Raw genomic sequence first — 14764 nt, 5'->3', positions numbered from 1 at the left:
TTGTGTAATGGAAAAATTAAAAAAACGTTGGGGAATTATTAGCAATTGGGCAATAGTGGCTATTCTTATAGTTTTTGCAATCAATGGATCATTTTCTGCTTGGGTTGCTAAACCAATTACTGCTTTTTTTGGATTATCCCCAGAAACGTTACACCCTTGGTTATATTGGCCACTTAGAATTTTACTCATTTTTCCTGTGTACCAAATTACCCTTCCAATTGTTGGATGGTTATTTGGACAATTTAAATTCTTTTGGGCTTTTGAAAAAAAGTTTTTAGCAAGAATAGGTTTAGGCTTTTTATTTAAAAATTAAACCTCAATCGTAGTTTTTACTTCAGGTTCATTTTTATCTTTTTTAAAAACGTAGGTATAAATCCACATAATTGTAAAAGTTGGTATTACATCCAGAAAAGGTAATGCCTCTTCTATAAATGTAATTACTGCTGCAATTTTACCTTCTTTTCCTTTGTACATTTTTGTCATTGCATACGCAGAAACGGGCGCCCATACAATATCAGTAAACGGAATAAATCCAATAGCGTCGAAAATAAGGCTTAAAGCAAGTTTTTTATATTTTGTATTCATGTAATGTTTTAATTATACTTTTATTAAATCAAAATTCAAGCCAAAACTCATGAAAATTGGTAAGTTTGTTACGCTTTATAAAAATAGTCATTTTAATGGATTTTAATAATTTCTTGTCAACACTTAACACTCTTAAAAATAACGATTTAGGCGGATTAGAATCGCATTTTAGATTAGCTCCACAAATGAGATTACAATATAATGAAGAAAAAATTAAGGCGAAGGATCCGAAAAAAGCAGCAGTTTTGGCATTGTTTTACCCTAATAATCAAGGAGAAGCCTGTTTTTTATTAACGCAAAGGGCTAGTTATAAAGGCACGCATTCTGCACAAATTAGTTTTCCTGGCGGGAAAATTGAAGAGGATGATACAAACTTAGAAGAAACGGCATTAAGAGAAACTTTTGAAGAAGTAGGTGTCTCTAAAATATATGTTACTATGATAAGAGAGATGACAGCTGTTTATATACCGCCAAGTAATTTTTTAGCAACGCCTTTTTTAGGCTACGCAACTACAAAACCAAATTTTATCGCCAATAATGAAGTTGCTGAATTAATTGAAGTAAAAGTTGATGATTTATTAGATGATAAAAATATTTCTTCCGTAAAAATGTCTACTTCTTACATGGAAAACATAGATGTACCTTGCTTTAAATTAAATAACCATATTGTTTGGGGTGCCACAGCAATGATGCTAAACGAAATTAAAGAGCTATTTAAGCAAGCAAATGTTTAATTGTTTTGTATTTTAGCCGATTAACAATTAAAACCTCAATTTAATTATGCCTTTATTCAAAGAAAATCCTTTTGGACATATTTTATGGATAAAAAAATGGCTGATTAGAATTCTAGGCGTAATTTCTCACGGTAGATATAGACGCTTTAACAATCTTCAAATCGAAGGATCTGAAATTATTAGGAATTTACCAGATAACAACGTCTTATTTATCTCTAATCATCAAACATATTTTGCAGATGTTGCCGCTATGTTTCATGTATTTAACGCTTCACTTAAAGGACGAGTAGATAATATTAAAAATATTGGGTATATCTGGAACCCTAAATTGAATTTATATTATGTAGCAGCTGGTGAAACGATGCGTTCTGGAATTTTACCTAAAATATTTGCTTACGTTGGTTCTGTTTCTATTGATAGAACTTGGAGAAGCGAAGGAAAAGATGTAAAAAGACAAGTAAAAATGTCTGATATTTCTAACATTAGTACCGCCTTAAGTGATGGATGGGTTATTACGTTTCCGCAAGGAACAACTACAGCTTTTAAACCAATTAGAAGAGGAACTGCACATATTATTAAAACCTACAAACCAACAGTTGTACCTATTGTTATTGATGGTTTTAGACGCTCTTTTGATAAAAAAGGATTACAGATTAAAAAGCGTAATGTCTTACAATCTATGGTAATTAAAGAACCCTTAGAAATTGATTATGAAAATGAAGAAATTGCTGATATTGTTACTAAAATTGAACATGCTATAGAACAACATCCTTCTTATTTAAAAGTTCTTTCTGTTGATGAATATGCTAAACAGGAAGCCGAATTAAATAAGAAAAGAGAATTCTGGAGCTAAATAGCTTTTCTGTATAGCAACATTACTTTTTTTTATTAATAATTATAAATTATATTGATAGAAATTCATATTTTTATCAAATAATCTTATACTCATGACCATCACCCAATTAAAATACGTTTTAGCTGTTGCAAAATATCAAAACTTTACTGTTGCCTCAGAACATAGTTTTGTAACACAACCCACGTTAAGTATGCAAATTCAAAAGTTGGAAGACGAATTAGATGTACAAATATTTAATCGTGCTAAAAAACCTATTGAATTAACAGAAGTTGGTAAACGTATTGTTGAACAAGCTAAAGTTATTATAGATGAAAGTAGTCGAATCGTAGATATTATTCATCAAGAAAAAGGATTTATTGGCGGCGAATTTAGGCTTGGTATTATTCCAACTGTCATGCCAACACTATTACCCATGTTCTTAAATAACTTTACAAAAAAGCATCCAAAAGTTCAATTAATTATTGAAGAATTAACAACCGAAGAAATCACACGAAAACTTTCTGATGGCTCTATTGATGCTGCTATTGCGGCTACTCCATTAGAAAGTAATGATATTATTGAACGTCCATTATATTATGAACCTTTTGTAGGTTTAATTCCAGAAGATCATCGATTATATAACAAAACCAGTATTGAAATCGATGAATTAGAAATGGACGATATTTTACTCCTAGAAGACGGTCATTGTTTTAAGGACAGTGTAATTAATCTTTGTAGAACCTATAAAAGTGATAAATCAAAGAGTTTTCAATTAGAAAGTGGTAGTTTTTCTACATTAGTTAAACTTTCAAAAGAAGGTTTAGGAATGACGCTTCTACCCTATTTACATACCTTAGATTTAAATGAACTGGATAAAAAACACTTACGTGAATTTACAAATCCACCTCCTGCACGAGAAGTTAGTTTAATTTACCATAATTCTCAACTAAAACTACAGATTATTAAAGCTCTAAAAGATGCTATTGATGGTGTTGTTCGAGGTGCAATCACATTTTCTGATGTAAAAATTATTAGCCCTTTACAGAAAAGGTAATTCTTCTATTAAACAAAAAAGGAAGCTGTATAGCTTCCTTTTTTTTGTTATAAATATATACTCTTAAGAATACATTTTCTCACGTAATTCTTTAATTTTTGGATCCGTTAAATATTCATCAAAAGTTGCATGTCTATCAATAACACCTTTAGGCGTTAATTCAATTATTCTATTCGCAACCGTTTGCGCAAACTCATGATCATGTGTAGAAAACAATAACGTCCCTTTAAAATTAATTAAAGCATTGTTTAACGCCTGAATAGATTCTAAGTCTAAGTGATTTGTTGGTTCGTCTAGCATTAAAATATTTGCTCTTTTCATCATCATTCTAGACAACATACAACGTACTTTTTCTCCTCCAGAAAGCACATTACTTTTCTTTAAAGCTTCTTCACCAGAAAAAATCATCTTTCCAAGAAACCCTCTTAAAAATACTTCTTCTCGTTCTTCTTCCGTTTGTGCATATTGACGTAACCAATCAACTAAATTTAAGTTTCCATTTTGGAAAAAACTTGAATTATCTAATGGTAAATACGATTGTGTTGTAGTTACACCCCAAGAATACTTTCCTGCATCTGCTTCTACATTTCCAGATATAATTTGATAAAATGCTGTAATTGCTCGTGAGTTTTTAGAAATAACAGCCACTTTATCTCCTTTATTTAAGTTGATGTCAACTTTAGAAAATAAAGATTCACCTTCAAAATCTTTTGCTAATCCTTCAACATTTAAAATTTGATCTCCAGCTTCTCGATCACTTTTATAAATAATTGCTGGGTAACGTCTACTAGAAGGTTTTATATCTTCCACGTTTAATTTTTCAATCATTTTTTTACGTGATGTTGCTTGCTTAGATTTTGCAACATTGGCAGAAAAACGACGTATAAATTCTTCTAATTCTTTCTTTTTATCTTCTGCTTTTTTGTTTTGTTGTGCACGTTGTCTTGCCGCCAATTGACTAGATTCATACCAAAACGTATAATTCCCAGAATAATGATTTATTTTACCAAAATCGATATCAGAAATATGCGTACAAACCGCATCTAAAAAGTGTCTATCATGCGATACTACAATTACGGTGTTATCAAAATTAGCTAAGAAATTTTCTAACCAAGCTATCGTTTCAAAATCTAAATCGTTTGTTGGCTCATCCATAATTAACACATCTGGAGAACCAAATAATGCTTGTGCAATTAAGACACGTACCTTTTGTTTACCATCCAAATCTTTCATTAAGGTATAATGCAAATCTTCTTTAATACCAAGATTAGACAACATTGCAGCAGCATCCGAATCTGCATTCCAACCATTCATTTCTTCAAAAACTATTTGAAGCTCCCCTATTTTCTCTGCATTTTCATCAGTATAGTCAGCATATAAATCATCAATTTGTTTTTTAATTTTAAACAAATCTTTATTTCCCATTACCACAGTTTCTAACACTGGAAACTCATCAAAAGCATAGTGGTCTTGAGATAAAACCGACATTCTTTTTCCTGTCTCTAAATGAACATGACCCGAAGTTGGATCTTGAATACCCGATAATATTTTTAGAAATGTAGATTTTCCAGCACCGTTTGCGCCTATAATTCCGTAACAATTTCCTTGAAAGAATTGTGTGTTTACTTCATCAAATAAAACTCGTTTTCCAAATTGAACTGATAAATTAGAAACTGATAACATTGTTTTGCTTTTAAATTTTGTGCAAAAGTAAGAAATTGATTCCTATTTTATTAAATAGAACAGGACAAGTTTTAACACCTTTTGTACTGGTTTTGTAACTCTTTTAACAGGGAATTAACAACAATAAAATATTGAGTTGCCTAAATTTGTGTGTTTCCAAAGATGATTTTGAATAATGCTGAAAAAAATTAAATATATACTCCCCATTTTAATGCTTTTTATGGCTTTAATTAGTTGTAAAACTGAGCAAGTTAGTACCTACACTTATTTTGGAGGAAAAATTATAAACCCAAAGGCTAAATTTGTTTTACTTTTTAAAGAAGATAAAGTAATTGATACTTTGTTTTTAGACAATGAGAATAAGTTTATAGGAACTTACGATTTTACTGAAGAAGGTTTGTATTATTTTGAACATGGACCAGAAAGTCAATATATATATTTCCAACCAAAAGACAGTATTTTAATACGATTAAACACGTGGGAATTTGACGAAACACTTGTTTTTAATGGTAAAGGTTCTGAAAGAAATAATATTCTTATTGAAAGCTATTTAGAAACAGAAAAAGAACAAAAGGAGTTTTATTCATTGTATAAACTGTCTCCTCAAGAATTTCAAGCTAAGACAAATTCTTTAGAGAAAAGGAAATTAGAAAAATTAGCTTCCATATTACAGAATAATCCTAACGAATCTGATGGGTTTAAAGAATTAATTAATGTAGCTCTTACGTATCCTATTTATAGCGAAAAAGAACGATATCCAATGGTGCATAGTAAAGAAAATGGATTGGCAAATTTTCCAAAAACAGATTCAAATTTTTATCAGCATAGAAAACGGATAAATATTAATAACAATGCGCTTAAAGACTTTTATGTTTATAATCGATTTTTAACAAATTATCTATACAACAACACGTATTCATTAGGTCATAAACCGATGAAAGACGAATATACATGTGAATTTACTGTTGATTTATTAAATACAATCAATGATAAATTTACCTATGAAGAAATTAAAAACGAATATTTAAGTCATACAGTAGTAACTCATTTTTATAGAAAATCTAGTTGCAATGTTAATACAGATGCTTTTACAGAATACTTTAAGTTAAGTACTAGCGAAAAAGATAAAAATAAAATTAAGCAATTATTAAATGATAGTGATCAAGTAGAAATTGGCGACAAACTTTCTAATTTCACTTTAATTGATTTCAATAATGCAACACAGGAATCTAATGCTATTTTAAAAGGAAAAAACTCTCATGTTTTCTTTTGGAACCCTAAACATGTTAGAAAAGGCTATATCGTTTCTAAAATTGGTTATTTATCTAAAAAATATCCTAACATTAACTTTATTCAAATAAAAATTGATGGCAAAAAAGTTGATAAAATTGATAAGTTAGATGTTAAAAATCAGTTTTATATTGATACAACCAGTGAAGCAAATAAATTCTTAACTAGTAAATATCCAAGATCTATATTGGTAAATAAAAAGGGTATTGTAGTAAATGGGTATGCAGCACTCTCTTCTAGAAAGATCTACAAACAATTAGAAGAGTTATCTAAACATTAAAATTCTTTTCCTTTAGTTTATTTACACTACATTTGCACGATTTTAATTCTCAGTGAATTAATTTATAGATTACTTACTACCAGAATATTAGTAATCTAACGTCCAAAATATAAAGAATCAGGTTTGCAAATACTGGCGTTTGTGAATCTACAAAAGAGACACAGATGTCAACATTTTTAGAATTAGGTTTAAAAGAACCTATCAATAGAGCATTAACAGATTTAGGGTATGAAAAACCAACTGTTATTCAAGAAAAAGCAATTCCTCAAATCATATCTTCAACAGACGATTTAAAAGCATTTGCACAAACAGGTACTGGTAAAACAGCTGCTTTTAGTTTACCAATATTAGAACTTTTAGATGAAAATAATAGCAATGTACAAGCAATTATTTTATCACCAACTAGAGAGTTAGCAGTTCAAATTGGAAACAATATAAAGGACTTTTGCAAATATCAAAAAAACGTAAAAGTAACTACTGTTTATGGTGGTTCTAGCATGGAAGATCAAATTAGATCCTTAAAGAAAGGGTCACAAATTGTTGTAGGAACTCCAGGTAGAACTGTAGATTTAATAAAAAGAAGAGCTTTAAAATTAGGTAACGTTCAATGGCTCGTTTTAGATGAGGCCGATGAAATGTTAAACATGGGCTTTAAAGACGAATTAGATAAAGTATTAGAAGCTACTCCAGATACAAAACAAACCTTATTATTTTCTGCAACATTCCCTAGAGAAGTTGAAGCGATTGCAAGAAATTATATGACCAATCCAGTAGAAATTACTTCTGGAGAAAAGAATTCAGGTTCAGAAAATGTAAGTCATGAGTTTTATGCTGTTACTGAAAGAACAAGATATCCAGCTTTAAAAAGAATAGCAGATATAAACCCAGATATTTATGCCATCATTTTTTGTAGAACTCGTAGAGAAACACAAGAAGTTGCCGATAATTTAATAAAAGATGGATATAACGCAGATTCTTTGCATGGAGATTTATCTCAAGCACAAAGAGATTCTGTGATGGGTAAATTCAGAAAAAAAACAATTCAAATTTTAGTCGCTACAGATGTTGCTGCACGTGGTTTGGATGTTACTGAATTAACACATGTAATTAATCATAAATTACCAGATCAGATAGAAAACTACACACACAGAAGTGGTAGAACCGGTAGAGCTGGAAACAAAGGGATTTCTATTGCTTTAGTAAACGGTAAAGAAAAAGGTAAGTTACGAGTTATAGAAAGAATTATAAAAAAGAAATTTGTAGAAGGAAAAGTACCTACTGGTAAAGAAATTGTACATAATCAATTGATGAACTTAATAGATAAAGTTCAGAAAACTGAGGTAAACGAATCTGAAATTAAAGAGTTTCTACCTACAATTTATGATAAGTTAAAAGACTTAGACAGAGAAGAATTAATTCAAAAATTTGTCTCTCTAGAGTTTAATTCAATGTTAGCGTATTATGAAAACTCTAAAGATTTAAACGATTTAGGTAGAGAAAACTCTAGATCTAGAGCTACTGCAGATAATATGACGCGCTTCTTTATCAATATTGGTAGAAAAGATAGTTTGAATCCAGCTAAATTAATTGGTTTAATTAACGATCAAAATATTGGTGATAAGATAGAAATTGGAGCGATTGATATTTTAGATACGTTTTCTTTCTTTGAGATTGATAAAAATTACGAAGAAAAAACATTAGCTGCTTTTGGAGATAATCAACCTGATTTTGAAGGTCGTTCTGTAAATGTAGAAATTACCAAGAAAGAACGTTCTGGTGGCGGAAGAAGAGGCGGAAAAAAACCTTTTGGAAAAAAAGATGGAGGATTTGGAAGACGTAGAAGTTCTGAAGGATCTTCTAGAAGAAGTGGTTCTGGAGGAGGAGATAGAAATAGATCTGGACGTTCTGATAGACCCGATAGAAATTCTGGTGACAGAAAATCTGGCGGTTTCGGAAGAAGACGTAGAGAGCGTTAGATTTTTAAAACCTTATAAAATAGAGAACCTCGCAAATTGCGAGGTTTTTTTGTTTATAAATCATATAATAAAAATCATTAACTTCGTTACGACTTGACATTGCTGATAAAAACCGAAAAATATATTAGTAAGCATTTTAATGAAACCAGATTCTGTAAACATATCACAAATAATAAATGAGGTAACTAAAAAACCTGATAGTGATTATTACGTAGTTTGTTGGATTAAAAATGAAGTTGATGGAATAGAGATTGAGAATGAATTATATAAAAATGTATCAAATTCAATTTTTTTCCTTGACTCTAAATTTCAATGGAAAATATTCAAGAAAGAAAACAATGAATCTTCTGGATATATTTTATATTTATCTAAAGATATTTTAAATAATCCAACCTTAAGTAACCTTCATATAAACAAAGTAAGACTTTTCAATTCAGGTGAAGTACCTTTATTTAAATTGAGTCCAGGCATAGAAAAAAGAACCCAAGCAATTCTTGAAATGATTGATGAACTTTTAGGATCTCAACTTAATCATAAAGATGATGCCATACTCTCTCTGTTAAACACCTTTTTTGTGTATTGTGATGGACAATGCAATATTAAATCAATAGTTTCAAACAATAATTCTAAAACTAATGTAGTCTATAAATTCAAAAAACTAGTTGATGAAAACGTATTGAAAAATCATGAAGTAGCCTTTTATGCAAAATTACTTAATGTCACTCCAAAATATTTAAATGAATGTGTACAAGAAGTATTAAGTGTAAGTTCAAAAAATATCATCATTGAACAATTACTTATGAGATCTAGGCATGCTTTAAAATTTTCAAATAAATCGATAAAAGAAATATGTTTTGAATTAGGTTTTTCTTCTCCAGATTATTTCAGTTACTTTTTTAAAACTCATACCGGAATTACACCTACCACGCTTAGAAAAAGTTAACTTTTCCTAAATTCTAAGGATTTACCGTAATTTTCACATTGTTGCAATACAATTACTAATGTAATTTGCAACAAATCATAATCATGGACAGAAAAAAATTCATACAAACTACGGGAATTGGCTTAGGATTTGCTCTAATTCCAGGAATCCTCCAAGGCAAAGAGTCAAAAACTAAAAATTCTCTTTCAAAAAATGTACAGCCAAAAATCATTAAAGATTCCGAAGGCGATGTTTTAAATGTAATCGGTGATATTCAAACCCATAAATTGATTGGTAGTGATACTGATAACCAATTAGTTGAATGGGTTGATAATGTTGAGCCTGGAGTTGGTATTCCTCCACATATCCACACCAAAGAAGACGAAATATTTAGGGTCATTAAAGGACAAATTGAAATAATGGTTAATGGAAAAACAACGGTCTTACATGAAGGTGATGTAGCTTTCGCCCCCAAAAACATACCCCATTCTTGGAAAGTTGTCGGAACAGAAAAAGCTAAAATGATTACCTCTGCTTTCCCTGCCGGGATAGAATATATGTTCAAAGAATTATCAAAACTTCCAGCGGGTCCTCCCAATTTTAAAAAAGTAGCTGAAATTTGTGCGAAACATGGAATTAGCTTTGTCTAATACAAATATTTAGCACACAAAGGTGATCAAAAAACCAAGCAATTTGCTTGGTTTTTTATATATCAATATTTTAACTAAAAACTACTCATTCATCATAGCAGCAGCTATTTTCTTGTACGTTCCATTCGCTAGTTTTTCTCTAATCGCAGAAAAAGCAGTGATAGTTTCATCAACATCTTCTTGGGTATGTCTTGCAGTAGGAATTAAACGTAAAATAATTAATCCTTTTGGTATTACTGGATATACAACTATAGAACAAAATACACCGTGTTTTTCACGTAAATCGTGTACCATAGCCATGGCTTCTGGTATGTCACCTTTTAAGAATACAGGAGTAATACAGGTTTGTGTAGTTCCTAAATCGAAACCAGCATTTCGTAAACCAGATTGTAAGGCATTGGTTATTTTCCAAAGATTCTCTTTTAATTCTGGCATGGTTCTAATCATATCCAAACGTTTTAAAGCACCTTTTACCATTGGCATTGGTAACGATTTTGCAAACATTTGAGAACGCATGTTATATTGTAAGTATTGTACTACATCTTTATCTCCTGCAAAGAAAGCACCAATACCTGCCATAGATTTTGCAAAAGTTGCAAAATACACATCGATTCCATCTTGTACACCTTGCTCAAATCCTGTTCCTCTTCCACCCTCGCCTAGTGTTCCAAAACCGTGCGCATCATCAACTAATAACCTGAAATTGTATTTTTCTTTTAAGGCAACTATTTCTTTTAAACGCCCTTGCTCTCCACGCATTCCAAAAACACCTTCAGAAACTAACAAGATTCCTCCGCCAGTTTTTTCTGCCATTCTAGTAGCTCGTTTTAAGTTTTTCTCGCAACTTTCTATATCATTATGTCGATATACAAAACGTTTTCCTGCATGAAGTCTAACACCATCAATAATACAGGCATGGGTATCCATATCATATACAATAATATCATTTTTATTGACCAAAGCATCAATAGCAGACACCATTCCTTGATATCCGAAGTTTACTAAATACGAAGCTTCTTTATCAACAAAAGCAGCACATTCTTGCTCTAATTGTTCATGATATTTTGTATGACCAGACATCATTCTTGCTCCCATTGGATAGGCTAATCCATCTTCTGCTGCCGATTCTCCATCAACTTTTAAAACCTCTGGATGATTTGCTAATCCTAAATAATCATTAATACTCCAAGTAATTACTTTTTTACCATTAAAAGACATTCTATTAGAAATTGGCCCTTCTAATTTTGGAAATACATAGTATCCTTCTGCCTTATCTGCCCAATTACCTAATGGACCTTTATCGCCTTTTATTCTCTCAAATAAATCTTTTACCATTCTTACTTTTTGATTTTTAAGTTGTGGCGAAAATACTATTTTTTTAATAGCTAATCAAATAGGTGAAAAACCTATTCTTTAAAAATGAAGAAATATTTATGATTATAGAAACCCCTGTTCTTTCATCCAGTTATCAGAATATATTTTATTCATATAACGAGAACCATGATCTGGAAAAATAACAACCACTACACTATCTTTAGTAAAATAGTCTTTATCTGCATACTGCTGCGTAGCTTGCATAACAGCACCAGAAGTATATCCAGGAAAAATACCTTCTAATTTTACAATGTCTCGGGCTTTAAATGCAGCATCTTTATCAGTTACTTTTTCATAGACATCAATAATATCAAAATCTGTAGCGGTAGGAATTAAGGTTTTCCCTAAACCTTCAATTTTATAAGGACAGATTTCATTGACATCAAATTCACCTGTTTCATGATATTTTTTTAACACAGAACCAACAGCATCAACGCCTAAAATTTTTATCTGCTTATTTTGTTCCTTTAAGTATTTACCAACTCCAGAAATAGTTCCTCCTGTTCCACTTGCAACAACTACATGCGTTACTTTACCTTTAGTTTGTTTCCAAATTTCTGGCCCAGTAGAAACATAATGTGCTTCAATATTTAACTCATTAAAATACTGATTAATATAAATCGAATTTGGTGTTTCTAAGTGAATTCGTTTTGCAGTTTCATAATAGGAATTAGCATCATCTGCAGCTACATGCGCTGGACAAATATGTACCTCCGCTCCCATCACTTTTAGCATATCAATTTTATCTTGGGATGTTTTATCACTTACCGCCAAAATACATTTATACCCTTTTACAATGGCAATCATTGCTAATGAAAAACCTGTATTTCCTGAAGTAGTTTCTACAATGGTGTCGCCTTTTTTAAGGATTCCTTTTTTCTCGGCGTTTTCAATAATATGAAGTGCAATTCTGTCTTTTGATGAATGACCTGGATTAAATGATTCTAGTTTAGCGTAATACACACCTTTTAAATCTTTAGTAATCGTTTGAAGTTTTACTAAGGGTGTTTGACCTACTAATTCTAAAATATTATGGCTAATCTCCTGATTTCTTGTCATGCTACTTATTAGATTTCATAAATAAAGCCTTATAGATTGAAGTGCTATAAGGCTTTATAAATTTTCAATCGAGGGCAAAAATACGTTTTACCGATTGAAATATAAAATTCTATTAAGGTTTTACTAAAATCTTATCAATTTTATTCTCTAATGCTAAGAAGAACGTATATTCTCTCGCTGTTTCTTTTAATGCATTAAATCTTCCTGAAGCTCCGCCATGCCCTGCTTCCATGTTTGTATGTAAAAACAATAAGTTATTGTCTGTTTTTAACTCACGTAATTTAGCTATCCATTTTGCTGGTTCCCAATATTGAACTTGAGAATCGTGTAAACCTGTTGTGATTAACATATTTGGATATGCTTTCGCTTCTACTTGATCGTATGGTGAATATGATTTAATATAATCGTAATATTCTTTGTCTTTAGGATTTCCCCACTCATCAAATTCTCCAGTAGTTAATGGAATACTTTCGTCTAACATCGTAGAAATTACATCAACAAAAGGAACCGCAGCAATAATTCCATTATATAATTCTGGATTCATATTTACAATAGCACCCATTAATAATCCACCAGCAGAACCTCCCATTGCATATAAATGTTTTGCAGATGAGTATTTATTATTAATTAGGTATTTAGAACAATCTACAAAGTCGTTAAATGTATTTTTCTTGTTTAGCATTTTACCATCTTCATACCATTGACGTCCTAAATATTGACTTCCTCTAATATGCGCAATTGCATAGACAAAACCTCTATCTAATAAACTTAAACGTGTTGTACTAAATCTATCTGACACTGTAGAACCATAAGAACCATAGGCATATTGCAATAACGGTGTGTCTTCATTAATCTCAGTATCTTTATGATATACCATCGATACGGCTACTTTTTTCCCATCTCTTGTTGGTGCCCAAACACGCTTACTTAGATAATTTTTCTTATCAAATTTCCCTCCTAAAACTTCTTGCTCTTTTTTGATTTCTTTTGACTTATCTGCCATGTTAAAATCAATTACAGAATTTGGTGTTGTTAATGAAGTATAAGAATAACGAATAATATTAGTATCGAAATCAAAACTAGAATACACACCAGCAGCATAAGTTTCTTCATCGAATGGCAAATAATAATCTCCTTTATTATCCCAACTCTTAATTCTTACTTTATTTAAACCTTCGTTTCTTTCTTCTATGACCAAATAGTCTTTAAAAATTGAAACATCTTCCAATAAGGTATCGTCTCTATGCGGAATTACATCTACCCAGTTTTCTTTTGATGTTTTATTTTCTGGAGTTTTCATCAACTTAAAGTTAGTAGCTCCATCTTTATTTGTTTTGATGTAAAAATGATCTCCATAATGAGAAATATCATATTCTAAATTACGCTCTCTTGGCTGAATCATTCTAAATTCTCCGTTAGGATTGTCTGCCTCTAAAACACGATATTCAGACATTACTGTATGATACGATCCAATTACTAAGAATTTTTTAGATTTTGTTTTATAAACAAATGTCCCGAATGTATCATCTTTTTCATGATAAACTTCTACATCTTCTGAAGCTGGTGTTCCAATAACATGTTTAAATATTTTTGAACTTCTTAAAGTTAATGGATCTTTCTTAGTATAAAAAATAGTTTTATTATCATTTGCCCAAGTAGAACCTCCTGTAGTATTCTTTATTTCATCTTTATAGATTTCTCCAGTCTCAAGATTTTTAATTCTCAAAACATATTGTCTTCTACTTACCGTATCTGTAGCAAATGAAACTAATTTGTTATTTGGAGAAACTGATAATCCGCCTAATTGAAAATAATCATGTCCTTTAGCCTCATCATTCACATTAAACATTACTTCTTCTTCAGCATCTAAATTACCTTTCTTTCTACTAAAAATTGGATATTGGTTTCCTTTCTTATAGCTAGTGATATAAAAATACCCGTTACTTTTATAAGGCACAGAAGCATCATCTTCTTTAATTCTACCTTTCATTTCTTGAAACAATTCTTCTTGAAAATCTTTTGTAAAACCTGTTACCTCTTCAAAATACGTATTTTCTTCTGTAAGATAATCATACACTTTTTGAGTTTGTGCATCTTTTTCTTTAGCGTTTTTCTGCTCATCTGTTAAACGCATCCAGAAATAATTATCTATTCTTTTATCTCCGTGAATTTCTAATTCTTTTGGTTGTTTTTCTGCTATCGGAGCTTTTCCATCGGTACTTTTCATAATCTTAGTCTCTTTTTTACAAGAAGTTGCAAAAATAAGGCTAAAAACTGCAGTTGTAAGCAATATTTTTTTCATTTTTAGTTTGATTTTGATTC

At 30.7% G+C, this 14764-nt stretch carries 13 protein-coding genes; 8 read left to right on the top strand and 5 right to left on the bottom strand.

Annotation, left to right across the window (positions count from 1 at the left end; genetic code table 11):
• Window positions 1-7: 7 nt before the first annotated feature.
• Window positions 8-313, top strand: coding sequence for a DUF6787 family protein (locus OD91_RS00200; RefSeq protein ID WP_144894400.1), 306 nt, complete (start codon window positions 8-10; stop codon window positions 311-313).
• On the opposite strand, the gene OD91_RS00195 is transcribed toward OD91_RS00200, so the two are convergent.
• Window positions 310-585 (bottom strand): hypothetical protein, encoded by a 276-nt coding sequence (locus OD91_RS00195; RefSeq protein ID WP_144894399.1) that lies wholly within the window; start codon window positions 583-585, stop codon window positions 310-312. The genes OD91_RS00200 and OD91_RS00195 overlap by 4 nt on opposite strands.
• Window positions 586-680: 95 nt before the next feature.
• Between OD91_RS00195 and OD91_RS00190 the strand changes: the two genes are divergently transcribed.
• From OD91_RS00190 to OD91_RS00180, 3 genes are all read left to right on the top strand, one after another.
• Window positions 681-1319 (top strand): CoA pyrophosphatase, encoded by a 639-nt coding sequence (locus OD91_RS00190; protein ID WP_144894398.1) that lies wholly within the window; start codon window positions 681-683, stop codon window positions 1317-1319.
• Window positions 1320-1365: 46 nt separating this feature from the next.
• The gene (locus OD91_RS00185) at window positions 1366-2172 is read left to right on the top strand and encodes a 1-acyl-sn-glycerol-3-phosphate acyltransferase (protein ID WP_144894397.1); all 807 of its coding nucleotides are present in this window, start codon (window positions 1366-1368) and stop codon (window positions 2170-2172) included.
• 94 nt (window positions 2173-2266) lie between these two features.
• Entirely contained in the window at window positions 2267-3208 is a 942-nt protein-coding gene (locus OD91_RS00180; protein ID WP_144894396.1) for a hydrogen peroxide-inducible genes activator, read from the top strand.
• Window positions 3209-3271: 63 nt separating this feature from the next.
• Here OD91_RS00180 and OD91_RS00175 read toward each other — a convergent pair whose 3' ends face one another.
• Entirely contained in the window at window positions 3272-4891 is a 1620-nt protein-coding gene (locus tag OD91_RS00175) for an ABC-F family ATP-binding cassette domain-containing protein (RefSeq protein WP_144894395.1), read from the bottom strand.
• Window positions 4892-5111: 220 nt separating this feature from the next.
• Between OD91_RS00175 and OD91_RS00170 the strand changes: the two genes are divergently transcribed.
• From OD91_RS00170 to OD91_RS00155, 4 genes are all read left to right on the top strand, one after another.
• Window positions 5112-6461: a hypothetical protein gene (locus tag OD91_RS00170; RefSeq protein WP_255513118.1), complete on the top strand. Its 1350-nt coding sequence runs from the start codon at window positions 5112-5114 to the stop codon at window positions 6459-6461.
• A gap of 164 nt (window positions 6462-6625) precedes the next feature.
• Window positions 6626-8437 carry a DEAD/DEAH box helicase gene (locus OD91_RS00165; protein ID WP_144894393.1) on the top strand — a complete coding sequence of 604 codons (1812 nt, stop codon included), beginning with the start codon at window positions 6626-6628 and terminating at the stop codon, window positions 8435-8437.
• Between the two features lie 139 nt (window positions 8438-8576).
• Window positions 8577-9380, top strand: coding sequence for an AraC family transcriptional regulator (locus OD91_RS00160; RefSeq protein ID WP_144894392.1), 804 nt, complete (start codon window positions 8577-8579; stop codon window positions 9378-9380).
• 83 nt (window positions 9381-9463) lie between these two features.
• Window positions 9464-10009, top strand: a complete 546-nt coding sequence (locus OD91_RS00155) for a cupin domain-containing protein (protein ID WP_144894391.1) — start codon at window positions 9464-9466, stop codon at window positions 10007-10009.
• 81 nt (window positions 10010-10090) lie between these two features.
• On the opposite strand, the gene OD91_RS00150 is transcribed toward OD91_RS00155, so the two are convergent.
• The 3 genes from OD91_RS00150 to OD91_RS00140 all read right to left on the bottom strand — a co-directional run bounded on the left by OD91_RS00150 (window position 10091) and on the right by OD91_RS00140 (window position 14744).
• Window positions 10091-11344 (bottom strand): aminotransferase class I/II-fold pyridoxal phosphate-dependent enzyme, encoded by a 1254-nt coding sequence (locus OD91_RS00150; protein ID WP_144894390.1) that lies wholly within the window; start codon window positions 11342-11344, stop codon window positions 10091-10093.
• A gap of 102 nt (window positions 11345-11446) precedes the next feature.
• The gene (locus OD91_RS00145; protein ID WP_144894389.1) at window positions 11447-12442 is read right to left on the bottom strand and encodes a PLP-dependent cysteine synthase family protein; all 996 of its coding nucleotides are present in this window, start codon (window positions 12440-12442) and stop codon (window positions 11447-11449) included.
• 112 nt (window positions 12443-12554) lie between these two features.
• Entirely contained in the window at window positions 12555-14744 is a 2190-nt protein-coding gene (locus OD91_RS00140) for a S9 family peptidase (protein WP_370511730.1), read from the bottom strand.
• Window positions 14745-14764 lie beyond the last annotated feature (20 nt).

It is taken from the genome of Lutibacter sp. Hel_I_33_5 (assembly GCF_007827455.1).
Classification (GTDB): Bacteria; Bacteroidota; Bacteroidia; order Flavobacteriales; family Flavobacteriaceae; genus Polaribacter.
The sequence above is the reverse complement of the archived record's forward strand: the minus strand, read 5'-3'. Positions and strand labels throughout refer to the sequence as shown.

Bases quoted from the DNA above. Each gene is read 5' to 3' on its own strand.
- OD91_RS00200 (WP_144894400.1), top strand. From the start codon at position 8: ATGGAAAAATTAAAAAAACGTTGGGGAATTATTAGCAATTGGGCAATA.
- OD91_RS00195 (WP_144894399.1), bottom strand. From the start codon at position 585: ATGAATACAAAATATAAAAAACTTGCTTTAAGCCTTATTTTCGACGCT.
- OD91_RS00190 (WP_144894398.1), top strand. From the start codon at position 681: ATGGATTTTAATAATTTCTTGTCAACACTTAACACTCTTAAAAATAAC.
- OD91_RS00185 (WP_144894397.1), top strand. From the start codon at position 1,366: ATGCCTTTATTCAAAGAAAATCCTTTTGGACATATTTTATGGATAAAA.
- OD91_RS00180 (WP_144894396.1), top strand. From the start codon at position 2,267: ATGACCATCACCCAATTAAAATACGTTTTAGCTGTTGCAAAATATCAA.
- OD91_RS00175 (WP_144894395.1), bottom strand. From the start codon at position 4,891: ATGTTATCAGTTTCTAATTTATCAGTTCAATTTGGAAAACGAGTTTTA.
- OD91_RS00170 (WP_255513118.1), top strand. From the start codon at position 5,112: ATGGCTTTAATTAGTTGTAAAACTGAGCAAGTTAGTACCTACACTTAT.
- OD91_RS00165 (WP_144894393.1), top strand. From the start codon at position 6,626: ATGTCAACATTTTTAGAATTAGGTTTAAAAGAACCTATCAATAGAGCA.
- OD91_RS00160 (WP_144894392.1), top strand. From the start codon at position 8,577: ATGAAACCAGATTCTGTAAACATATCACAAATAATAAATGAGGTAACT.
- OD91_RS00155 (WP_144894391.1), top strand. From the start codon at position 9,464: ATGGACAGAAAAAAATTCATACAAACTACGGGAATTGGCTTAGGATTT.
- OD91_RS00150 (WP_144894390.1), bottom strand. From the start codon at position 11,344: ATGGTAAAAGATTTATTTGAGAGAATAAAAGGCGATAAAGGTCCATTA.
- OD91_RS00145 (WP_144894389.1), bottom strand. From the start codon at position 12,442: ATGACAAGAAATCAGGAGATTAGCCATAATATTTTAGAATTAGTAGGT.
- OD91_RS00140 (WP_370511730.1), bottom strand. From the start codon at position 14,744: ATGAAAAAAATATTGCTTACAACTGCAGTTTTTAGCCTTATTTTTGCA.